At 65.6% G+C, this 21,650-nt stretch carries 19 protein-coding genes; 18 read left to right on the top strand and 1 reads right to left on the bottom strand.

The window, feature by feature from the left end; translation table 11 throughout:
- Window positions 1-8 precede the first annotated feature (8 nt).
- Window positions 9-833, top strand: coding sequence for an undecaprenyl-diphosphate phosphatase (locus tag E4J89_RS13885; RefSeq protein ID WP_136786745.1), 825 nt, complete (start codon window positions 9-11; stop codon window positions 831-833).
- Window positions 834-944: 111 nt separating this feature from the next.
- Window positions 945-2,207 (top strand): cysteine--1-D-myo-inosityl 2-amino-2-deoxy-alpha-D-glucopyranoside ligase, encoded by a 1,263-nt coding sequence (mshC, locus tag E4J89_RS13880; RefSeq protein ID WP_136786744.1) that lies wholly within the window; start codon window positions 945-947, stop codon window positions 2,205-2,207.
- Window positions 2,208-2,735: 528 nt separating this feature from the next.
- Here mshC and E4J89_RS13875 read toward each other — a convergent pair.
- On the bottom strand, window positions 2,736-3,623 hold the full coding sequence (locus tag E4J89_RS13875; protein ID WP_136786820.1) for a PAC2 family protein: 888 nt from the start codon (window positions 3,621-3,623) through the stop codon (window positions 2,736-2,738).
- A gap of 181 nt (window positions 3,624-3,804) precedes the next feature.
- Here E4J89_RS13875 and E4J89_RS13870 point away from each other — a divergent pair, with 181 nt between their 5' ends.
- The 16 genes from E4J89_RS13870 (at window position 3,805) to E4J89_RS13795 (ending at window position 21,630) form a co-directional block, all read left to right on the top strand.
- Window positions 3,805-4,533 carry an HAD family phosphatase gene (locus E4J89_RS13870; protein ID WP_136786743.1) on the top strand — a complete coding sequence of 243 codons (729 nt, stop codon included), beginning with the start codon at window positions 3,805-3,807 and terminating at the stop codon, window positions 4,531-4,533.
- Window positions 4,530-5,687, top strand: coding sequence for a site-2 protease family protein (locus E4J89_RS13865; RefSeq protein WP_136786742.1), 1,158 nt, complete (start codon window positions 4,530-4,532; stop codon window positions 5,685-5,687). Before E4J89_RS13870 ends, E4J89_RS13865 begins: the two co-directional genes overlap by 4 nt.
- A 112-nt stretch (window positions 5,688-5,799) precedes the next feature.
- Window positions 5,800-6,840, top strand: coding sequence for a tRNA (adenine-N1)-methyltransferase (locus tag E4J89_RS13860; protein ID WP_136786741.1), 1,041 nt, complete (start codon window positions 5,800-5,802; stop codon window positions 6,838-6,840).
- Between the two features lie 188 nt (window positions 6,841-7,028).
- Window positions 7,029-8,786, top strand: coding sequence for a proteasome ATPase (gene arc, locus E4J89_RS13855; RefSeq protein WP_136786818.1), 1,758 nt, complete (start codon window positions 7,029-7,031; stop codon window positions 8,784-8,786).
- A gap of 14 nt (window positions 8,787-8,800) precedes the next feature.
- Window positions 8,801-10,399 carry a depupylase/deamidase Dop gene (gene dop / locus E4J89_RS13850; RefSeq protein ID WP_136786819.1) on the top strand — a complete coding sequence of 533 codons (1,599 nt, stop codon included), beginning with the start codon at window positions 8,801-8,803 and terminating at the stop codon, window positions 10,397-10,399.
- A gap of 42 nt (window positions 10,400-10,441) precedes the next feature.
- Window positions 10,442-10,645, top strand: a complete 204-nt coding sequence (locus E4J89_RS13845; RefSeq protein ID WP_127512569.1) for a ubiquitin-like protein Pup — start codon at window positions 10,442-10,444, stop codon at window positions 10,643-10,645.
- Between the two features lie 9 nt (window positions 10,646-10,654).
- The gene (gene prcB / locus E4J89_RS13840; RefSeq protein WP_136786817.1) at window positions 10,655-11,485 is read left to right on the top strand and encodes a proteasome subunit beta; all 831 of its coding nucleotides are present in this window, start codon (window positions 10,655-10,657) and stop codon (window positions 11,483-11,485) included.
- A 2-nt stretch (window positions 11,486-11,487) separates the two neighbouring features.
- Window positions 11,488-12,219 (top strand): proteasome subunit alpha, encoded by a 732-nt coding sequence (gene prcA / locus E4J89_RS13835; RefSeq protein WP_136786740.1) that lies wholly within the window; start codon window positions 11,488-11,490, stop codon window positions 12,217-12,219.
- Window positions 12,220-12,221: 2 nt separating this feature from the next.
- Window positions 12,222-13,583, top strand: coding sequence for a Pup--protein ligase (pafA, locus tag E4J89_RS13830; protein WP_136786739.1), 1,362 nt, complete (start codon window positions 12,222-12,224; stop codon window positions 13,581-13,583).
- 88 nt (window positions 13,584-13,671) lie between these two features.
- On the top strand, window positions 13,672-14,580 hold the full coding sequence (locus E4J89_RS13825) for an FKBP-type peptidyl-prolyl cis-trans isomerase (RefSeq protein WP_169304009.1): 909 nt from the start codon (window positions 13,672-13,674) through the stop codon (window positions 14,578-14,580).
- A 75-nt stretch (window positions 14,581-14,655) separates the two neighbouring features.
- Window positions 14,656-15,051, top strand: coding sequence for an FKBP-type peptidyl-prolyl cis-trans isomerase (locus E4J89_RS13820; protein ID WP_136786737.1), 396 nt, complete (start codon window positions 14,656-14,658; stop codon window positions 15,049-15,051).
- Between the two features lie 113 nt (window positions 15,052-15,164).
- Window positions 15,165-17,162, top strand: a complete 1,998-nt coding sequence (locus E4J89_RS13815) for a WYL domain-containing protein (protein ID WP_136786736.1) — start codon at window positions 15,165-15,167, stop codon at window positions 17,160-17,162.
- Window positions 17,163-17,172: 10 nt separating this feature from the next.
- Entirely contained in the window at window positions 17,173-17,508 is a 336-nt protein-coding gene (locus E4J89_RS13810) for a HAMP domain-containing protein (protein ID WP_136786735.1), read from the top strand.
- A gap of 42 nt (window positions 17,509-17,550) precedes the next feature.
- Window positions 17,551-17,841, top strand: a complete 291-nt coding sequence (tatA, locus tag E4J89_RS13805) for a Sec-independent protein translocase subunit TatA (RefSeq protein ID WP_136786734.1) — start codon at window positions 17,551-17,553, stop codon at window positions 17,839-17,841.
- A 5-nt stretch (window positions 17,842-17,846) separates the two neighbouring features.
- Complete coding sequence (tatC, locus tag E4J89_RS13800) at window positions 17,847-18,743, top strand: twin-arginine translocase subunit TatC (protein ID WP_240691899.1); 897 nt, start codon at window positions 17,847-17,849, stop codon at window positions 18,741-18,743.
- A 67-nt stretch (window positions 18,744-18,810) separates the two neighbouring features.
- Window positions 18,811-21,630 carry a DEAD/DEAH box helicase gene (locus E4J89_RS13795; protein WP_136786733.1) on the top strand — a complete coding sequence of 940 codons (2,820 nt, stop codon included), beginning with the start codon at window positions 18,811-18,813 and terminating at the stop codon, window positions 21,628-21,630.
- The last annotated feature ends 20 nt before the right edge of the window (window positions 21,631-21,650 follow it).

The raw sequence follows: 21,650 nt of genomic DNA, 5'->3' as shown, positions 1-21,650 counted from the left end.
TCGACTGTGTGAATTGGCTAGAAGCAATCCTTTTGGGGCTCGTGCAGGGCCTGACCGAGTTCCTCCCGATCTCGTCCAGCGCGCACCTGCGCATCGTGGGGGAGTTCCTGCCCGGCGCCGCCGACCCGGGGGCCGCTTTCACCGCCATCACCCAGCTGGGCACCGAAACCGCGGTCGTCGTTTACTTCTGGCGTGACATCGTCAGCATCGTCAAGGCCTGGTTCGGATCGTTGACCGGCAAAGTGCCGCGCAACGACCCGGACGCGCGGATGGGCTGGCTGGTCATTATCGGTTCGCTGCCCATCGCCGTGCTCGGCTTGCTGTTCCAGGACCAGATTGAATCCACCTTCCGGAGCCTATGGATCGTGGCCACCATGTTGATTGTCTTCGGCCTGTTCCTGGCCATCGCGGACTCGATCGGCCGCCACACCCGCACACTGGACAAACTCACCTACAAACACGGCATCCTGTACGGCCTGGCGCAGGCACTGGCGCTGATCCCCGGCGTCTCGCGTTCCGGCGGCACCATCACCGCCGGCCTGCTGATGGGCTACACCCGCGGGGCAGCGGCCCGCTATTCATTCCTGCTGGCCATTCCCGCGGTCTTCGCCTCCGGCCTGTACCAGCTGGTCAAGAGCTTTGGGGAACCGGGACCGTACGGGCTGGGCGAGACCGCGCTGGCCACGGCGGTCGCCTTCGGCGTCGGCTTCGTCATCATCGGCTGGTTCCTGAAGTACGTGTCCACCCGCAGCTACCGCCTGTTTGTCTGGTACCGGATCGGTCTGGGCACGCTGTTATTCGTGCTGCTGGGCTTCGGAATCATCAACGCCTGACAGCCCGGGAATTTATCCGGCTCCTGCGTCCTTGAACGTTAGGAGCTTTAATGTACGACGGCGGGACCGCCGCCCCTGCGCCGGTCCACCTCATTGGAAGGAAACTCAAGAGTGCTTGGTTGGAATGCCCGTGCCGTACCCGAAATCCCGGGCGGCAAAGACGAACTGACCATCCACGACACCTCTGTGGGGTCGCTGGTAGCACTGGAGCCGTCCTCTACCGGAAGCCTCTACGTCTGCGGCATCACCCCGTACGACGCCACCCACATGGGCCATGCCGCTACCTACGTGGCGTTCGACCTGCTCAACCGCTACTGGCGCGACGCCGGCCGTACGGTGAACTACGTCCAGAACGTGACGGACATTGACGATCCGCTGCTGGAACGAGCCAACGCCATCGGCGTGGACTGGCAGATCCTGGCGAAGGACCAGACCGAACTGTTCCGCACGGACATGGAAGAACTGAACGTGATCCCGCCCCAGCAGTATGTGGGTGCCGTGGAAGCCATTGAATGGATTGTCCCCGCTGTGGAAGATCTGCTGGCCCGCGGCCTGGCCTACCGGGTGCCCGGCACCGACGGCGAGCCCGACGGCGACGTCTATTTCGATTCCGTTGCTGCCGCCGGCCCCGGCTGGCACAACGGCGCCACCTCCCGGCTGACCGAGGAAGACATGCTGCCGCTCTTTGCCGAGCGCGGCGGAGACCCGGGACGGCCCGGCAAGAAGCACCCGCTGGACGCCTTGTTGTGGCGCGTGTCCCGCGACGGAGAACCCGAGTGGCCGGGAGCCTCGCTGGGCGATGGCCGGCCCGGCTGGCATATCGAGTGTTCGGTGATCGCCCGCAAATACCTGCCGGAAACCTTCGATGTCCAGGCCGGCGGCTCCGACCTGAGCTTCCCGCACCACGAAATGAGTGCCGGCCACGCCTACGCCTTGGCTGGCAAACCGCTGGCTAAGCACTTCGTGCACGCGGGCATGGTAGGCCTCGACGGCGAAAAGATGAGCAAGTCCAAGGGCAACCTGGTGCTGGTGTCGGCGCTGCGCGAGGAAGGCGTGGAGCCCGCAGCCATCCGCACGGTCCTGTTGGGCCAGCATTACCGCAGCGACTGGTTCTGGACCGAGGACCTGCTTCACCAGGGTCAGGCCCGGCTGGCTGCCTGGCGCAGCGCCGCTCCCTACGTTCAGGCGGGGCAGGTGCCCGAGCTCGCGCAGCAGGTCCGGCGCGCGCTGTCCAACGATCTCAATGCCCCCGCGGCGTTGGCCGAAATCGACGGCTTCGCCGAGCACTCCCGCGAGCAGGCCAACGACCAGCCGCAGGACGGCGCCGAACAGTTCGCCGCCCTGCTCGACGCGCTGCTGGGTATCCGGCTCTAAAACGTCGGCCTGCGCAGGAGCGCGTTCTTAGCGCCAGCGCCGTTCCGACGTCTTCCGGTGCCTTGCCGGCCGGTATGCACGGGGGACGGCTTTGGTTACCCGGTTCCAGACAACCCAAAGCCCGAGAGTTCCCAAGAGCATGGGATGCACCAGCGAGGCGGATTCGCCGGCCGTGACAACCAGGAGGTAGAGAAAGCCGGCCCAGCACAGCGCGACCAAGTACGCCCCGACGACAAGAGTGCCCCTCCTGAAGTCCGGGCTGTGCAGACGGTTTTTGACGAATGTTCCCTGGACAGACATACGTGCTCCCCTTGCCGGACCGTCGATCGAGTGCGTACATCACAGCACGAAGGCGCCGTTCCGTCGATACCTGATGCACAGATACTCCGGCGGATGGTGAACGGCTGCCAGCTGGGAAGCACCGGCAGTGGCCCAAGCAGCCGGACAAAGTTCTTGCGAGACGCGTCCTCGGCCGGCGCAGGCCTTCACGCGAAACGTGTGCCCAGGCCCGGAAGGCGCCTTCCCGGTCTACTCCTTGCGGCGCTTTTTGAGGTAGCGCTCGAATTCGCGGGCAATGGACTCGCCGGTGGCCTCCGGCAGTTCGGCCGTGTCCTTGGCCTCTTCCAACTGCCGCACATAGGCGGCAACTTCGGGGTCCTCGGTGGCTAATTCGTCGACGCCGCGCTCCCAGGCTTCGGCTTCTTCGCTCAGGACGGACACTTCCAGCGGCACCTGGAGAATGTCCTCCAGCCGGTGCAGCAGCGCGAGTTCGGCCTTGGGGGAGGGCGACTGGCCGACGTAGTGCGGCACCGCCGCCCAGACGGACATGGTCGGGATGCCGGCCAGCGAGGCGACGTCGGCCAGCACACCGACGATTCCGGTGGGGCCTTCGTACTGGCTGGTTTCGGTGTTCAAAGCGCTCCGGACATCGTCGTCGTCGCTGGTCACCGTCACCGGGATGGGCCGCGAATGCGGGACGTCGGCCAGCAGCGCGCCCACCAGGATGATGCAGTCCACTCCCAGCTCCTCGGCGTGCGCCAGAAGCTCAGCGGTATAGGCCCGCCAGCGGTAAGAGGGCTCCACGCCGTGGACAAAAATGATGTCGAGCGGCGCGTCCGGAACGCTGCTCCGGGTGAGCTTCGTCGTCGGCCATTTGATCCGGCGTTCGCCTGACCCGGTGCGATGGACAACCGGCCTGGTGAACTGGAAATCGTAGTAAAGATCCGGGTCCACGGTGGCCACCTTGTGGCTCTCCCACAACCGGCTGAGGTACTTCACGGCATCCGTGGCGGCCTCTCCGGCATCATTCCAACCTTCGAACGCAGCCAGCATCACGGTATAGCGACGCTGTGCCTCCCCGGCCTTGGGCTGCGGGAACAGCAAATGCAGGCCGTGCGTTTCGCCCGGGCCGTCCATCGGCAGATCGCCACTGTCCTGAGTACTCACGGTTTCACCCTAATCCTCCGCGCACGGCTTGTCAGTGAGGCCCTTTGCGATTCGCGCACAGCATAGCGGCCGGTTTCCGGTGTCCAAGCCGGTCCCTGCCTGTGCTGTGGCCGGACAATGGCCGGGCCCGTGGGGCCCGTAGACTGGTGCCATGCCCGCACTTGATCCTTCCGCCGCTGCGTCCGGCGCCCTTCAGCCAGACCTGCAGGCGGTGTTCTGGGATATGGACGGAACACTCGTCGATACCGAACCGTATTGGATCGCAGCCGAATCCGAACTTGTGGCCTCTTTTGGCGGCGTGTGGAGTGCAGAACTGGGCTTGGAGCTCGTGGGCAATGCACTGGAGACATCGGCGGCGGTACTGCAGCGGGCCGGCGTGGACCTCAGCATCCGCGACATCATCGACCGGCTGATCGACGCCGTGACCGAACAAGTCCGCCAAAGTATTCCGTGGCGACCCGGGGCCCGGGAGTTGCTCGCAGAGCTGCGTGAGGCCGGCATTCCCACCGTTCTGGTGACCATGAGCGAGACGAAGTTGGCCACCGAGGTGGTGCGTGCGCTGCCCGAAGGCAGCTTCCCCTACCTGGTCACCGGCGATATGGTCAGCCATGGCAAGCCGCATCCGGAGCCTTACCAGCGGGCTTTTGACTGGCTCAGCGAGCGGCTGCCCGGCGCAGACAAGCGGTGCGTGGTGGCGCTGGAAGACTCCGTTCCCGGAGTTGCATCCGCCGAAGCCGCCGGTCTCGTGACGGTCGCTATTCCGCACGTAGTGCCGGTTCCGCCGTCTCCCGGGCGTCCGCAGTGGGACAGCCTGGCCGGGAAGGGCGTTACGGACGTGGAGCGGCTCTTGGTGCCCGCTTCCCAGGAAGCAGGAGTATGAGCACGCAGACACCCCGGACGCCGGGGCAGAAACAGCGCAGCGAAGGGATTCCGCTGGGTCGGATGTTCGGTGTGCCGGTGCTGCTCGCCTGGTCCTGGTTCGTCATCGCCGCGTTCATCGTGCTGATCTTCGGGCCCCAGGTTCAGCGCTTGATACCGGAACTCGGCGTTGGCGCCTATGCGGTGGCCTTCGGATATGCGCTGCTGCTGCTGTTCTCCGTACTGGTCCACGAACTCGCCCACGCCCTGACTGCCCAGGCCTTCCACTGGCCAACGGCCAAAATCGTGCTCAATCTCTGGGGCGGCCACACCCAATTCGACAATTTCAATGCCACACCGGGCAAATCCCTGATGGTGGCGTTGTCCGGACCGGTGGCCAACTTTGCCCTGGCCGGCCTCGGTTCGCTGGTCCTGCCGCTGTTCCGCGGCGAGCCGATCCCGTTCCTGCTGACCGACATCTTCATCCTGGCGAACTTCCTGGTGGCGCTCTTCAATATCCTGCCGGGGCTGCCCTTGGACGGCGGCCGGCTGGTGGAGACCGCGGTCTGGAAAGTGACCGGCAGCCAGGAGAAGGGCACCGTGGCGGCAGGCTGGGCCGGCCGCGTCATTGTAGTGCTGCTGGTGATCGGCGTGATCGGCGTGCCTTTGATGCGGGGCGACTCACCCGACCTGCAAATGGTGGTGCTGATGGTGCTGGTCTGCGGGTTCCTCTGGATGGGCGCCAGCTCGGCGATCGAGCACGCCCGGATGCGGCTGCGGTTGCCGACCGTCAGCGCCGGGCAGCTCAAAGTCCCGGCAACGTCGCTGCCGGCCACCGCCATGGTCGCCCAGGTCCAGCAAATCCTGGAGCGGGATCCGGGGCTGAACGTGGTGCTCACCGCCGGCACCGGCCAGCCCGAAGCGGTGGTGGACCGCGGCGCCCTGAGCCAGGTGCCGCCGTCGGCAGCCGCACTGACCCCGGCCGCCGCCGTCTCCCGGGCCTTGGCGCCGGGGGCCTATGTCCCGGAAGTGGCCGCCGGACAGGAATTGGTCCAGTACCTGGCCCGGCTGGCCGGCAGCGAGTATGCCGTGATCGACGGCGGCGGCCGAGTCACCGGGGTGCTGCAGCAGAGCACCGTGGTCCGTGCCATTACCGGCAAACCCGGCCGGCTCTGACCTTCACGACGACGAGCACCCGCAGCCGGGCTGCCGGTGCGAATACAATCGACAACACCGCAGCGGTTGGTACCGCCGCGGCCACGCAACAACAACCGGAAGTGATCCACGCATGAGCTCCTCCACCAGCCCGCACGGCGCCGACCAGCGACGCGGACCGCTCCGGCCCGGCGAACGGGTCCAGCTCACCGATGAAAAGGGCCGGATGAACACCATCACCCTGACGCCCGGGGGTGCCTTCCATACGCATAAGGGCTTCCTGCCGCACGACGAAGTCATCGGCCGGGAAGAAGGCACGGTGGTGACCAACACCGTGGGCCACCGGTACCAGGCGCTGCGTCCGCTGCTGTCGGACTTCGTGCTGTCCATGCCGCGGGGCGCCGCCGTCGTCTACCCCAAGGACGCTGCGCAGATTGTCACCATGGCGGACATCTTCCCCGGTGCCCGGGTGGTGGAAGCCGGCGTCGGCTCCGGAGCGCTGAGCATCTCCTTGCTGCGCGCCGTGGGCGACGGCGGACGGCTGCACTCGTTCGAGCGCCGCGAAGAATTCGCCGACGTTGCCCGCGGCAATGTGGAGACCTTCTTCGGCGGACCGCACCCTGCCTGGCAGATCTCGCTGGGCGATTTCCAGGACGAAGTGGTCAAGGCTGAGGAACCCGGCAGCGTGGACCGCGTGGTGCTGGACATGCTGGCGCCGTGGGAATGCCTGGACGCCGTGGCCACGGTGTTGGCGCCCGGGGGAGTGTGGATCAACTATGTTGCCACCGTGACTCAGTTGTCGCGTACCGCCGAAGCCATCCGGGAAGACGGCCGGTTCACCGAGCCGGAAGGCTGGGAATCGATGGTCCGCAGCTGGCATCTGGAGGGCCTGGCCGTGCGTCCGGACCACCGGATGGTGGCGCACACCGGCTTCCTGCTCACCGCCCGGCGACTGGCCAGCGGCGTGACCGGGCTGACCCCCAAGCGCCGCCCGTCCAAGACCGAATTTGCCGCCGAGGACGTGCAGGTCTGGACCGGCAACGAGCAGGACTGGAACGCCGAGGCACTGGGCGAGCGGACGGTTTCAGACAAGCGGCTGCGCCGGGTGGCCAAGGACGCCGCCTCCACTGTGCAGCGCGGGGCGTTCAAGGACGTCAACCCAGAGACCGACTAGCCGGGCACCAACGCGGCGGCGTTTTCGTTATCTCGCGTAATAAGCCGACCACAGGCAACAGATCCTCCCGGCCGGACGTTGGAATTCCATGTTTCGATTCGGCGTTTCTTTTCGTAGACACGTGCAGGCGGCTCAGGCGCCCGTTAGGGTCTAGTGAAGGAACCGATGCAAGGAAGCGGGTCGCGGTGATGAAGGACAACCAGAACCAGAACAATGAACCGGCACCGGCTGACGAACTGGACGAACAGCGTGACGCGCTGACCGTCGCCCAGCGACAAATCAACGTCCTGCGCGACAAACTGCGCCACTTGGATAAGTCCCTTGCTGCAGCCACGCAGAACAATTCCCGGCTGGTCGCCACCCTTGAGGCCGCCAAGACGGAGATTGTGCGGCTCAAGTCCGCCCTCGAGCGCGACGGCGAGACACCCTTCAGTTTCGCCACCATCACCGACGTGCATAAGGCGCAGAGGCCGCGTCCGGGCGTCAGCAACGCCGCCATGGTGCAGGAGAGCGTGGACATTGTCCAGTCCGGACGCAAGCTCCGGGTGGCAGTCAGCCCCCTGGTCGACATGGACCAGCTGGGGCCCGGGCAGGAAGTCCTGCTGAATGAATCGCTGACGGTGATCGCGGCGCTCGGCTTCGAGCGTTCGGGCGAACTGGTGACCATCAAAGAGATGCTGGACGGGCACCGCATCCTGGTGGTGGGTCGGGCCGACGAAGAACGTGTGGTCAAGCTCTCCGGAGCACTGCTGTCCGAGCGCCTTCGGGTTGGCGACGCCGTCTCGATCGACGCCCGAAGCGGCTACGCGCTGGAGAAGATCCCGCGCAGCGAAGTGGAGAACCTGATCCTCGAAGAGGTCCCGGACATCTCCTACGAGGACATTGGCGGACTGGGGCCGCAAATTGACCAGATCCGCGACGCCGTCGAACTGCCCTTCCTGCACCCCGACCTGTACCGCGAGCACGGGTTGAAGGCACCCAAGGGCATCCTGCTCTACGGTCCTCCGGGCTGCGGCAAGACGCTGATCGCCAAGGCGGTTGCCAACTCGCTGGCCGCCAAGGCAATCGAGCGCAGCGGCACGGACACCCGCAGCTACTTCCTGAACATCAAGGGACCGGAGCTGCTGGACAAATACGTCGGTGAGACCGAGCGCCACATCCGGCTGATCTTCGCCCGCGCCCGCGAGAAGGCCTCCGATGGCAGCCCGGTGGTGGTGTTCTTCGATGAGATGGATTCGCTGTTCCGCACCCGTGGCACGGGCGTCTCGTCCGACGTCGAAACGACGATTGTGCCGCAGTTGCTCTCCGAGATCGACGGCGTGGAGAAGCTGGAGAACGTGATCGTCATCGGCGCGTCGAACCGCGAGGACATGATCGACCCGGCCATCCTGCGCCCGGGACGGCTGGACGTGAAGATCAAGATCCACCGCCCGGATGCCGAGGCGGCCGCGGACATTTTCACCAAGTACCTCACCACCAATCTTCCGATCCATGCGGAGGACCTGGCCGAACACGGCCAGGACCGCAAGGCCACGATCGAGGCGATGATCCAGCGCACGGTGGAGGAAATGTACTCCACCGACAAGTCGAACGAGTACCTGGAAGTCACCTACGCCAGCGGCGATACCGAGATGCTCTACTTTAAGGACTTTAACTCCGGCGCGGTGATCCAGAACGTGGTGGACCGGGCCAAGAAGAATGCCATCAAGGACCTGCTGACCAGCCGGCAGAAGGGCCTGCGGATCGAACATCTGCTGCGCGCGGTGGTGGACGAATTCCGCGAGCATGAAGACCTGCCGAACACCACGAACCCCGACGACTGGGCCAGGATTTCCGGTAAGAAGGGCGAACGGATCACCTACATCAGGACCATCGTGCAGGGCAAGGCCGGGCAGGAGGCCGGCAAGTCGATCGAAACGATGCCGAACACGGGGCAGTACCTGTGAGCGTTTACCGGGTGATGGGTTCGGAGACGGAGTATGGCATCCATGCTCCGAGTGAACCGCTGGCCAACTCCACGGTGCTCTCCTCGCAGGTGATCAACGCCTATGCGGCAACCATGCGCAAGGGGCTGGGCAATCTGGCCGGCACCCGCTGGGACTATACCGACGAGGAGCCGCTGCACGATGCGCGCGGCTTCGACCTCTCGCGCGAGGCGGCCGACCCTTCGCAGCTGACCGATGTGCCGCCGGTGCTGGATGCCGAGCAGATTGCGCTGGCCGGCGGCCGCGCGGCCGCCAACGAGTTCTACACGGACGAAGCCTCCGGCGTGCTAATGAACATGGTGCTCAGCAACGGTGCCCGGCTCTACGTGGACCATGCGCACCCGGAGTACTCCTCGCCGGAAGTGACCAACCCGCTGGACGCGGTGCGCTGGGACAAGGCGGGCGACGCCGTCGTGCTGTCCGCGCTGCGCAGGATAGCCGCGACGCCGGGGTTCTCGCCGGTGAATCTGTACAAGAACAACACGGACAATAAGTCGGTCTCTTACGGTGCGCATGAGAACTACCTGATGCCGCGCAGCCTGCCGTTCAACCAGATTGTGACCGGGTTGGTTCCATTCTTCGTGTCCCGGCAGGTGGTGTGTGGGGCCGGCCGGGTGGGACTGGGCACCAACGGCCGGACGCCCGGGTACCAGATCAGCCAGCGCGCTGACTTCTTCGAAGCGGAGGTGGGGCTGGAGACCACCATCCGCCGGCCGATCATCAACACCCGCGATGAACCGCACTCGGTGGCGGACAAGTACCGAAGGCTGCACGTGATCATCGGCGACGCGAACCTGAGCGAGGTGTCGATCTTCCTGAAGATGGGCACCACGTCCGTGGTGCTGTCCATGATCGAACATGGGGAAGCCCCGGACGTGCAACTGGCCGACCCGGTGCAGGCGCTGCAGGCGGTCAGCCATGACCCTTCACTGCAGCAAAAGGTCGCGCTCAGCGACGGCAGCATGGTCACCGGCCTGGACCTGCAGGACATCTATCTGCAGGCAGCCGTGGAGCACTGCCGGAGGCACGGGACCCATAGCGGCCAGACCGCGGAAGTGCTCGAGCGCTGGGCCTCGGTGCTGGAGACCCTGCGGCGCGACCCGATGGAAGCCGCGGACCAGGTGGACTGGGTGGCCAAACTCAAGCTGCTGCAGGCCTACCGTGACCGGGACGGCCTGGAATGGGGCGATCCGCGGCTGGGCCTGATCGACTTGCAGTACGCGGATGTCCGGCCGGAAAAGGGCCTGTACCACCGGCTGGCTGCACGCGGCCGGATGCAGCGGCTGCTCTCGGATGAACAGATCAACACCGCCGTAAGCCAACCGCCGGACGACACCCGGGCCTATTTCCGCGGAAAATGCATCCAGCATTTCCCGCAGGAAGTGGTCGGCGCCAGCTGGGATTCGGTGATTTTCGACCTTCCCGACCGGCGGCGGCTGCAGCGCATCCCGACCCGCGAACCGCTGCGCGGCAACCGCGAGCTGACCGGGAAGCTTTTCGAGGAGGCTGCATCCGCGGAGGATTTTATTACCGCCTTGCTGGGACCCAGCAGCGAGCCGCACGTGGCAACATAAGCATGAGGACCGAGTCGACCGTCACACCATAAGGAGGCCATCATGGCAACCCAGGACCGCAAGAACGCGGACTCCCGCCGCGAAGACGAAGAGTACGACGACGAGCCCACACCCGAGCCTGCCGCCGCACCTGCCGCGCAGGCCGAGACCGAAGGCACCGATGATCTGCTGGACGAGATCGACGGTGTGTTGGAACAGAACGCGGAAGAGTTCGTGCGTGGTTTCGTGCAGAAGGGCGGGCAGTAATTGATTAACATGCCGGCCGGCGGTCCGGGCTCCGTCTTCGCCCAGATTTCGCATTCAGCCACCGCCTCCTTCAGCGAGTATCTGGCCCGTACGGCGCCGGACCTGCTGCCGGCTGCCCGCGGAGCCCAGCAACTGCCGGCCGGAGCCGCCCCGCTGGTGCCGCATGCCACCACGATCGTCTCGATGACCTTTGCCGGCGGCGTGCTCATGGCCGGCGACCGCCGGGCAACGATGGGGAATATGATCGCCAGCCGGCATATCGAGAAGGTCTTTCCGGCCGATTCCTATTCGGTGCTCGGCATCGCAGGCACCGCCGGCATCGCCCTCGACATCACCCGGCTCTTCCAGGTGGAACTGGAGCACTACGAGAAGATCGAAGGCACGCTGCTGAGCCTCGAAGGCAAAGCGAACCGGCTGGGCGCGATGATCCGGTCCAACCTGCCGATGGCAATGCAGGGCCTGGCCGTCATTCCGTTGTTTGCCGGCTTCGACCAGGAACGCCGGGTGGGCCGCCTGTTTTCCTACGATGTGACCGGCGGCCGCTACGAGGAGCAGGAGCACCACAGCGTCGGGTCCGGCTCGGTCTTTGCCCGCGGCTCGTTGAAGAAGCTCTGGCAGCCGAATCTGGACGAGGCGACCGCTGTCCGGGTCGCCATCGAAGCCCTCTACGACGCCGCCGACGACGACTCGGCCACCGGAGGTCCGGATACCGTCCGGCAAGTATGGCCGGTGGTCTACACCGTCAACGCGGCCGGCGCCCGCCGCATCCCGGAGCGCGAACTGGCCGCCACGTCCGAAGCCGTGATCGCCGGCCGGGCCGTGGCTGGACGGGAGGCGTAGGCATGACACAGCAGTTCTACGTATCGCCCGAGCAATTAATGAAGGACCGGGCGGACTTCGCCCGGAAAGGCATTGCCCGCGGCCGTTCGGTGGTGGTGCTCAGCTGCTCGGACGGGATCGCGCTGGTCGCCGAGAACCCTTCGCCGTCGTTGCATAAGATCGGCGAGATTTACGACCGCATCGCCTTCGCCGCGGTCGGCAAGTACAACGAGTTCGAAAGCCTGCGCCAAGCCGGCGTGCGCTACGCCGACGTCCGCGGCTATTCCTACGACCGCGAGGACGTGACCGGGCGGGGCCTGGCCAGCGTCTACGCACAAAGCCTGGGCGCGGTCTTCACTGCCGACACCAAACCGTTCGAAGTGGAGCTCGCTGTAGCCGAAGTCGGGACGACGCCGGCCGAGGACCGGCTGTTCCGGCTCACGTTCGACGGATCCATCGCGGATGAACGCCGGTTCGTGGTCATGGGCGGTGACGCCGAAGCAGTGGGCGAAGCCCTGCGGACCGACTGGGCCGACGGCCGCGACTATGCCGGGGCGGTTCGGGCCGCGGTGGCCGCCTTGTCCGGCAAGACCGGGCAGCAGGACGCCGGGCAGGCCCGGGAACTGCGTCCCGAAGGACTCGAAGTTGCTGTGCTGGACCGCGACCCGCTGTCCAGCCGGGGGAGCCAGCGTGCATTCCGTCGGTTGGCGACCGCTGAACTAACCGAGATTTTGGGCGAGGGAATGGACGGCTAGCCATGGACAGACGGATCTTCGGAATCGAGACCGAGTTCGGCATCTCCTATTCGGCGCCGGACTCGCGCCCGCTCTCACCCGAAGAGGTGGCCCGCTACCTCTTCCGCCGGGTGGTCACGTGGGGAAGGTCCTCCAACGTGTTCCTGACCAATGGCTCCCGGCTGTACCTGGACGTCGGATCCCATCCCGAGTACGCCACCGCGGAATGCGACGACGTCGCCCAACTGGTAGCCCACGACCGGGCCGGCGAATTGATCCTCGAAGACCTCATGAACGAGGCCCAGGAACGCTTGGCCCGCGAGGGCTTCGGCGGCCGGGTCTACCTGTTTAAGAACAACACCGATTCTGCCGGGAACTCCTACGGAAGCCACGAGAACTACCTGATCCCGCGCAAACTCGAGTTCTCCCGGCTGGCCGACATCCTGATCCCCTTCTTGGTGACCCGGCAGATCCTGGTGGGCGCCGGCAAGGTACTCAAGACCCAAAACGGTTCTATCTACGCCTTCTCGCAACGGGCCGACCACATCTGGGAGGGCGTCTCATCGGCCACCACGCGTTCACGGCCGATCATCAACACCCGTGACGAACCGCATGCAGATGCCGAGTACTACCGGCGGCTGCACGTCATCAACGGCGACTCCAACATGTCCGAAGCCACCACCATGCTGAAGGTCGGGTCGGTGGACCTGCTGCTGAGGATGGTGGAAGCCGGACTGATCATGCGCGATCTCCGGCTGGAAAACCCGATCCGGAGCATCCGCGACATTTCCCACGACCTGACCGGACGGAAACCCCTGAAACTGGCCAGTGGTCGGGAGATGTCCGCGCTGGCCATGCAGCAGGAATACTTGTCCAAAGCGCGGGAATTCGTCGAAGCCAATGGAGCGCACAATCCGCACGTGGCACGCATCCTGGACTTGTGGGAGCGCACGCTGGCGGCGGTGGAGTCCGGCGACCACAGCGGGATCGAGCGGGAGATCGACTGGGCGATCAAGAAACGGCTGATCAACCGGATCATGGACCGCGAGTCGATCGACCTGGATGCCCCGCGGATTGCCCAAGTGGACCTGACCTACCACGACATTTCGGCCAAGCGCGGCCTGTACCATCTGCTGCAGGCCCGCGGCGAGGTGGCCCGTGTGGTGGAGGAACAGGAGGTCAAGAATGCCATGGACTACCCGCCGCAGACCACCCGGGCGAAGCTGCGTGGCGACTTTGTCCGGGCGGCCCGGGAGAACGGCCGCGACTTCACGGTCGACTGGGTTCATCTGAAGCTCAACGACCGCTCGCAACAGACGATTCTGTGCAAGGATCCTTTCAAGAGTGAGGATCCGCGGGTGGAAGCCCTTCTCGCCACCCTGTGACCTGCTGACGCTGCTTCCAAGCAGATCTCCAGATTTCTCTGCGAGAATGTCCTTCAAGCCCACATGTTCCACGATAAGAAAGTCGATTGTGCGCAAAATACTCTCCATCCTGCTACCTGCAGCCTTGCTCCTGACGGCGTGCAGCGGCGGCGCTGATTCCGGCTCGGACAGCCTGGACGACATCACTGTGAAGGCGGGCGCCGAGGGCGCCGCACCGGCGGTTGACTTCTCCGCCCCGCTGGAACTGCCCGAATCGAACGCCGAGGTCATCACCGAAGGCAAGGGCGACGGCGCTGCCGACGGCCAGTGGATCCGGTACCGGCTGCTGGCCAAGGACGCCGTCACCGGCGAACAGTTGGGCGAGACCTACTCCGGACCGGTCGACCAGACAGTGGAACTGAGCGAAGGCTTCAAGTCCGCCGACCCCGCGCTGTACAACGCGCTGCTCGGCGCAAATCCCGGCAGCGAGATCGCCTACTATGTGCAGCCGCCGGAATCTTCCAGCTCGTCTGCCCCCGCGCAGAACCCGCAACTGCTCTTCCTGACCGTGCAGGACGTCCGGGACAAGGCGGTTAAGGCCGACGCGGCCGAAGTCGCCGAACTGGACAAGGCCGGCAAGCTGCCTGAGATCACACTCGACAAGAAGGGTGTCCCCTCGGTCAAGATCCCCGAGGGCAACGACGCGCCGGACAACCTCATCGTCAAGGTGATCGACGAAGGCGACGGCAAACAGGCCACCGAGACCAGCACGGTGAAGGCCAATTACGCCGGCTGGAACTGGTCCGAGGGCACCGAGTTCGACTCCAGCTACTCCCGCGGAGAAGCTACCGAATTCCCGCTCGACGGCGTGATTGAAGGCTGGACCAAGGGCCTGACCGGGCTCAAGGAAGGCGCCAAGGTCATGCTGTCCATCCCCACCGAAATGGCCTATGTCCAGGGCCAGGGAGATGCTGTCGGAGACCTCATCTTCTATGTCGAACTGACCGACGTGAAGTAGTAGCCGAGCCCGGACGGTACGGTAACGTAGCCGTCGGCAGCACCGCATACACGTCACAAGCAAGAGAGGTTCAGCATGTCTTTTGGCAAGCGCGACTACGACCGCACCAAGCCTGAAATCGAATTTCCCGGGACCGAAACGCCCCAGGACCTGGTGATCGAAGACATCATCGTGGGCGACGGCGCCGAGGCCAAGGCCGGCGACACCGTCTCCACGCACTACGTGGGCGTGGCCTGGTCCACCGGCGAAGAATTCGATGCTTCCTGGAACCGCGGAGCGCCGCTGGACTTCCGCGTCGGCGTCGGCCAGGTCATCCAGGGCTGGGACCAGGGCCTGCTGGGCATGAAGGTCGGCGGACGCCGCCGGCTGGAGATCCCGGCCCACCTGGCCTACGGCGACCGCGGCGCAGGATCGGCCATTGCGCCGGGCGAGTCGCTGATCTTCGTGGTCGATCTGCTCGGCGTCCGCTAGGTCCGCCGACAGCCTGAACAGGGGCGGAGCAACGGTGAACGTTAGGTCATCGTTACTCCGCCCCTGGTCGTTAACTTCGTTCCGAATGCCCGGTAGCCAGTAACGTTTCAACTATGTCCGCCTCCAAAACCGAACGACTCCTGAACCTGCTGATCGCGCTGCTGGAACGCCGGCGCGGCTACAGCAAGGAGGAGCTGCGCGCGCTGATTCCGCCGTATCGAGAGGCCACCAGCGACGATGCCTTCAACCGCCTGTTCGAGCGGGACAAGGAAGACCTGCGGGAAATGGGCGTCCCGGTGGAGACGTTCCCGGGCGACACGCTGTACGAGAACGACCAAAGCGGGCTGCGCTACCGGATCGACCGGCACAAGTACCGGCTCCCGGAACTGCAGTTCAGCCCACAGGAAAGCGCCGTCCTCTCGCTGGCCTCGCGTCTCTGGCAGCAGGCCTCGCTGGGGTCCGCCGCCGCCCGCGCGGTACGCCGGCTGGACGTCCAAGGCGCCCTGGCCGAGGGCGACCCGCTGATTGGCGTGGAGCCGCGTATCCGGACCGCGGAACCGGCCTTCGAAGCCATGCTCAAGGCCGTGCTCGAGCACACGCCGGTCTCCTTCGATTACCGGTCGCCCCGGGACGGGCAGCCGCAGCAGCGGCGGGTCGAACCCTGGGGTTTAGGCAACCGCTACGGCCACTGGTACCTGGCCGGCCGGGATCTGGACCGGGACGCCCAGCGCACCTTCCGGTTGTCCCGAATCACCTCCACCGTTAAGAAGCTGCCCGGGACCTACAGCATCCCGGAGGGCTTCACCATGCGTGCTGTGCTGGCAGGACTTCAGGCGCCGCAGGACAACGGCACCGCGGTCCTGCTGCTGCGCGAAGACAAGGCCAATTCCCTGCGCTCGGCCGCTTCAGCCGTCGAAGCCGTTCAGCCGCCGGCCGGCTGGGACGCGGTGGAACTGGGCTACGGCGATGTGGAAGTACTGGCCGAGGAAATTGCCTCGCACGGCGCCAACGCCTGGGTGCAGGAACCGGACGAATTGCGCGGCGCGGTGGTCCGCCGGCTGGAAGGCGCCCTGGCCGCCGCAGCCGAAGCCCCGCCGTCGTACACCCTCAAAGACGACCCTGCGCGGCCGTCACGGAAGTCCGGCTCCCTGGACCATCTGCCGCGGCTGTTGGACCTGGTGTCCTACGTCACCGCCAACCCCGGGGTGCCGCTGGAGGACACCGCGCACAAGTTTGGCATCAGCACCACCCAGTTGATCAAGGACCTCAACCTGCTGTTCGTCTGCGGGACACCCGGCTACGGTCCGGACCAGTTGATCGAGGCGTTCTGGGAAGACGGCACGATTTCCATCAGCAATGCCGATGAGATCGACAAGCCGGTGCGGCTGAGCCTCGACGAGGCGCTCTCGCTGGTGGTGGGGCTGCAGGCGCTGGAAACCGTCCCCGGGGTAGGGGAGCAGCCGGCCCTGCGCAGCGCACTCAGCAAACTGCTGGCGGCGGCCGGCGGGGTTGCCGGCCGGCATGCCGCCGTCGCGGCGGACCTGGCCGCGGAGGAACGCGCACCGGAAGTGCTCGCCCTGCAGGAGGCTGCGGCCACGCGACGGAGCGTAGAGATCGATTACCTGGTGCCTTCCCGGGACGAAATCACCTCCCGCCGGATCGATCCGCTGCGGGTCTTCGCCGTGGACGGCCACTGGTACACCGAGGCCTGGTGCCACCGGCAGCAGGCCGTGCGGCAGTTCCGCGTGGACCGGATGCGGTCCCTAACCCAGACCGGTGAGCCGTTTGAGCCGCCGGCGGCGCGCAGCAGCGAATTCCCGGACAGCCTGTTCACGCCGCAGGAGACGGACCAGGTGGTGGTGTTGCGGATCTCAGAGCGTCTGGCCGAACTGGCCGATCAATACAACGCCCGACGCCGTGCCGTGCTGCAGGACGGATCGCTGGTGGCCGAAATCCGCTTGTCCACCACAGCTGTGCTGCCCGGCCTGGTGGCCCGGCACGGCGGCGAAGTGGTGGTGTTGGAGCCGGCCGACGTAGTGCAGCGCAGCCAGGAATGGTTGCGGCAGGCGCTGGACGTGTACAGCTCGGCTGCGGCTCCCAGCGGAAGCTAGAGTGGACAGCATGCCGCTTTGGTTCTGGATTCTTCTGTGGGTTGCCCTCTGTGCGCTGGCGTTGGTCTTCATCGCCCTGCTGGGTTGGCGGATCTTCCGCCAGTTCATGCGAACATTGCGTGAATTCGAGTCGGCGGCGGACCGGCTGTCGAATGGCCTGCAGGCGGAACCGCCGGTGGCCGAACCGCACCAGCCCCGACCGGCACTCTTCGCCGATCCTGCCGTGCTCAAAGAGGAATACGCCCTGGGCAAGGAGCAGCGCCGCGAGCAGCGGCGGCAGCGGCGGGTCGCCCGTCGGGAGGCCCGGGGGCAGCGGCAGTCCCTGCACGACCTGCGGCTTTCCTGACCCCGCGATGACATAAGATGTAGTAGACGAAAGGAACCACGCATGGGACGACTCTTCGATAACCCTTGGACCATCATTATTCTGGTCATCATTGTGCTGCTGCTCTTTGGCGCACCGAAGCTGCCGGGCCTCGCCCGCAGCGTGGGTCAGTCTATGCGCATCTTCAAGTCCGAAGTGAAGCAAATGAAGGACGACGATGCGTCCGGTTCCGCTTCCGCTACGGACTCGGAGCCGGTCGAGGGCCGTGTGGTCAACCCGCCCCGCAACAACACTGATAACCGCGGCCAGGCGCCGAATGCGAACGGTGGATCCCCATCGCCGCACCAGCAGTAAGGGCCGTGGCCGGTAAGAAGGGCCGCAAGGCCAACCCTGAGGGGCGGATGCCGCTCAAGGCCCACCTCAAAGAACTGCGCAACCGGCTGATCATCGCCGGCATCGCCGTCCTGCTGGGGGCCATTGTCGGCTGGTTCCTCTATGACCCGGTCATGGTGGCCGTCCAACAGCCGCTGATGGAAATTTCGGCGGAAAAGGGCCGGCGCGCCGAGATCAACTACGGCAGCGTCGGCTCGCCCTTCGACCTGAAAATCCAGGTCTCCATTTTCCTGGGCCTGCTGGTCAGTTCGCCGGTGTGGATCTACCAGATCTGGGGCTTCATCACGCCCGGACTCAAGACCAAGGAACGCCGCTACACGCTGGGCTTCATGTTCGCCGCCGTGCCGCTGTTCCTGCTCGGGATCTACTTTGGTTGGATTGTCCTGCCGGAGATCGTGAAGGTCCTGACCATGTTCACCCCGCAAGGTGGCGTGAACCAGATCCTGGCCACCGACTACCTGACGTTCGTCATGCGGATGTTCCTGTCGCTCGGGATTGCGTTCCTGCTTCCGGTGGTGCTGGTAGGCCTGAACTTTGCCGGTCTGTTGTCCGGCCGCAGGGTGATCAAGAGCTGGCGGATCGTGGTGTTCGTAGTCTGTCTGGTTGCGGCCATGGCGGCCCCCGGACCCGACGCCATGTCCATGTTCCTTCTCGCCGGACCGTTACTAGCGCTGTTCTTCGTGGCAACAGGTATCAGCCTGATCAACGACAAGCGCCGTGAGAAGCGGCGCGCCGCGCGCGAGGCGGACATCGCAGCCACTCTCGACCAGGCCGTGCCCCTTGACCAGGCCACGCCGCTGGATAAGGCAATGCCGCTGGACCAATTGAAAGCTGATGACGGGAAGCCGGACGGCGCCCGCTAGCGGCATACGGCTCGTCGAGCCCAGAGGTGCACTCAGGCGCACTGGTTTAAACGGATAGTCTTTTGATATGAGTTCTCCATCCGAACGCTATCTGGCAGCCGCCGAACGGGTGGCCTTCTCCAAGACCCGGTTGTATTCATTCAGCCAGACCCTCGGATTCGAACTCGATCCGTTCCAGCGCGAAGCCTGCGAAGCGCTTGAGCTCGGGCGCGGCGTGCTGGTTGCCGCCCCCACCGGCGCCGGCAAGACCGTGGTCGGCGAGTTTGCGGTCTACATGGCGCTGCAGCGGGGCTTGAAGGCTTTCTACACCACGCCGATCAAGGCGCTGAGCAACCAGAAGTACAACGAATTGGTCGCCACCTACGGAGCGGAACGGGTCGGCCTGCTGACCGGCGACACCTCCGTCAACCCGCATGCGGACGTCGTGGTGATGACCACCGAGGTGCTGCGGAACATGCTGTACGCCAACTCCGAGACGTTGCTGGACCTGGCCTACGTGGTGATGGACGAGGTCCACTATCTGGCCGACCGCTTCCGTGGTGCGGTGTGGGAAGAAGTCATCATCCACCTGCCCGACGACGTGCAGTTGGTCTCATTGTCGGCCACCGTCTCCAATGCGGAAGAGTTCGGCGCCTGGCTGGATACCGTCCGCGGCGACACTGACGTGGTGGTGTCCGAGCACCGGCCGGTCCCGCTGTGGCAGCACGTGATGGTCGGTTCCGACTTGTTCGATCTCTTCGCCGGCGACATTGCCTTCGATGAATCGGTGCCGGAGTCCGGGGCCGGCAACAGCCGTGCCTATGAAGTGAACCCCGAGCTGCTGAAGCTGGCTTCGGCCGAGCACAAGCTCAACCGCAGCGCCAACTGGGGCCGGTCCGGCGGACGGCGGGGACGGCGTGCCCCGGAACCTCCACGGCAGGCGTTGACCCGGATCCGGCGCGCCAGCCGGCCGCAGGTGATCGCCAAGCTGGACAGCGAAGGGCTGCTACCGGCAATCACTTTCATTTTTTCCCGCAACGGCTGCGACGCCGCCGTAAAGCAGTGCCTGGAGTCCGGGTTGATCCTGACCACGGAGAAGGAACGCGACGCCATCGTCCGCCGGGTGGACGAAGCAGTGCAGGACATCGCCGAAGAAGACCTGGACGTGCTCGGCTTCTGGACCTGGCGCGAGGGCTTGTCCCGAGGATTCTCGGCCCACCACGCCGGCATGCTTCCCACGTTCAAGGAAGTGGTGGAGAAGCTTTTCGCCGACGGGTTGGTGCGCGCCGTCTTCGCTACCGAGACACTGGCGCTGGGCGTGAACATGCCGGCCCGGTCCGTGGTGCTGGAGAAACTGGACAAGTTCAACGGCGAGGCACACGTCGACATCACCGCGGGGGAGTACACCCAGCTGACCGGCCGCGCCGGACGGCGGGGCATCGACGTCGAGGGCCACGCCGTGGTGCTGTGGCAGCCCGGCACCGATCCGGGAGCAGTGGCCGGCCTGGCTTCACGGCGCACCTATCCGCTGAATTCCAGCTTCCGGCCGACCTACAACATGAGCATCAACCTAATCGCCCAGTTCGGCCGCGGTCCCGCCCGCGAGATCCTGGAGAGCTCGTTCGCGCAGTTCCAGGCCGACCGCTCGGTGGTGGGCCTGGCGAAGCAGGTGCGCAGCCGGGAAGAATCCCTGGCCGGCTACGAACAGGCGATGAGCTGCCACTTGGGCGACTTCACCGAGTACGCGCGGCTGCGCCGGGAACTGAACGACGTCGAGAAACGCGCCTCCCGTACTCAGTCCCGGCATCTGCGTTCGGCGGCCGCATCGTCGCTGGACCGCCTGCGCCGCGGGGACATCATCGACATCTCGGCAGGACGGAGCCTGGGCTACGCGGTGGTGCTGGACCGCGACGAATCAGCCCGCGAGCCCCGCCCGACGGTGCTGACCCAGGAAAAGCACATCCGGCGCATCTCGGTTGACGATTTCCAAGGCCCGGTGGAGGTCCTTTCCAGCATCCGGATCCCCAAGTCCTTCAACGCGCGCAGCCCGAAGGAACGCCGCGACCTGGCGTCGTCGCTGCGCAATGCCCTGCACGACAAGCGTCCGCCGCGGCGCGGGACCGAGCACCGTGACTTTGTGGTGCCCGGCGGGCAACAGGCCGAGCGGCAGATCAACGACCTGCGCCGCAAACTTAAGGCCCATCCCTGCCACGGCTGCAGCGATCGTGAGGACCACGCCCGCTGGGCCGAGCGGTGGTGGAAGCTCCGCAAGGAGACCGACCAGCTGGTATCGCAGATCCAGGGCCGGACCAACACCATCGCCAAGACCTTCGACCGTGTCTGCCAGGTATTGGACAGCTATGGCTATCTGGAGACCGGCGGCGACGGGGTGGCCATCAGCCCGGCGGGAGAACGCCTCCGGCGGATCTACGGGGACCGCGACCTGTTGGTGGCGCTGTGCCTGGAACAGGACGCCTTCGCAGGGCTCAGCTCCGCAGAACTGGCGGCCTTCGTCTCCTGCCTGGTGTACCAGGCCAAACGCGAAGAGGCCGGCATTCGGCCCAAGATGCCCTCGCCGGCGATGGAAGCGTCGGTCAGCATCGCCGTGCGCGAATGGTCGCAGCTGACCGACCTTGAGGAGCAGCACCGCTTGCCGCTGAGCGGAGAGCCGGAACTGGGACTCGTCTGGCCGATCTACAAGTGGGCGAGCGGCCGCTCGCTGCAAACAGCCCTCAAGGGAACCGACCTGGCTGCCGGCGACTTTGTCCGGTGGGCCAAGCAGGTGATCGACCTGCTGGACCAGTTGGTCAAGGTTCCCGCCATTGATTCACAGCTAGCGGCGCGCGGCAGGCAGGCCATCGGCCAGGTCCGCCGCGGCGTCGTTGCCTATGCCGCCGTGGCCGAATAGCCCGGCCCGCCGCTGCACCC

Origin of the sequence: Arthrobacter sp. CAU 1506 (assembly GCF_005047635.1) — a bacterium.
In the GTDB taxonomy this organism is placed as follows: Bacteria; Actinomycetota; Actinomycetes; order Actinomycetales; family Micrococcaceae; genus Crystallibacter.
This window is presented reverse-complemented; position numbering and strand designations above follow the sequence as displayed.

Excerpts from the sequence above, each read along its gene's own strand:
- E4J89_RS13875 (WP_136786820.1), bottom strand. The coding sequence starts at position 3,623 with ATGGACGGCCCGGGCGAAACGCACGGCCTGCATTTGCTGTTCCCGCAG.
- E4J89_RS13870 (WP_136786743.1), top strand. The coding sequence starts at position 3,805 with ATGCCCGCACTTGATCCTTCCGCCGCTGCGTCCGGCGCCCTTCAGCCA.
- E4J89_RS13865 (WP_136786742.1), top strand. The coding sequence starts at position 4,530 with ATGAGCACGCAGACACCCCGGACGCCGGGGCAGAAACAGCGCAGCGAA.
- E4J89_RS13860 (WP_136786741.1), top strand. The coding sequence starts at position 5,800 with ATGAGCTCCTCCACCAGCCCGCACGGCGCCGACCAGCGACGCGGACCG.
- arc (WP_136786818.1), top strand. The coding sequence starts at position 7,029 with ATGAAGGACAACCAGAACCAGAACAATGAACCGGCACCGGCTGACGAA.
- dop (WP_136786819.1), top strand. The coding sequence starts at position 8,801 with ATGGGTTCGGAGACGGAGTATGGCATCCATGCTCCGAGTGAACCGCTG.
- E4J89_RS13845 (WP_127512569.1), top strand. The coding sequence starts at position 10,442 with ATGGCAACCCAGGACCGCAAGAACGCGGACTCCCGCCGCGAAGACGAA.
- prcB (WP_136786817.1), top strand. The coding sequence starts at position 10,655 with ATGCCGGCCGGCGGTCCGGGCTCCGTCTTCGCCCAGATTTCGCATTCA.
- prcA (WP_136786740.1), top strand. The coding sequence starts at position 11,488 with ATGACACAGCAGTTCTACGTATCGCCCGAGCAATTAATGAAGGACCGG.
- pafA (WP_136786739.1), top strand. The coding sequence starts at position 12,222 with ATGGACAGACGGATCTTCGGAATCGAGACCGAGTTCGGCATCTCCTAT.
- E4J89_RS13820 (WP_136786737.1), top strand. The coding sequence starts at position 14,656 with ATGTCTTTTGGCAAGCGCGACTACGACCGCACCAAGCCTGAAATCGAA.
- E4J89_RS13815 (WP_136786736.1), top strand. The coding sequence starts at position 15,165 with ATGTCCGCCTCCAAAACCGAACGACTCCTGAACCTGCTGATCGCGCTG.
- E4J89_RS13810 (WP_136786735.1), top strand. The coding sequence starts at position 17,173 with ATGCCGCTTTGGTTCTGGATTCTTCTGTGGGTTGCCCTCTGTGCGCTG.
- tatA (WP_136786734.1), top strand. The coding sequence starts at position 17,551 with ATGGGACGACTCTTCGATAACCCTTGGACCATCATTATTCTGGTCATC.
- E4J89_RS13795 (WP_136786733.1), top strand. The coding sequence starts at position 18,811 with ATGAGTTCTCCATCCGAACGCTATCTGGCAGCCGCCGAACGGGTGGCC.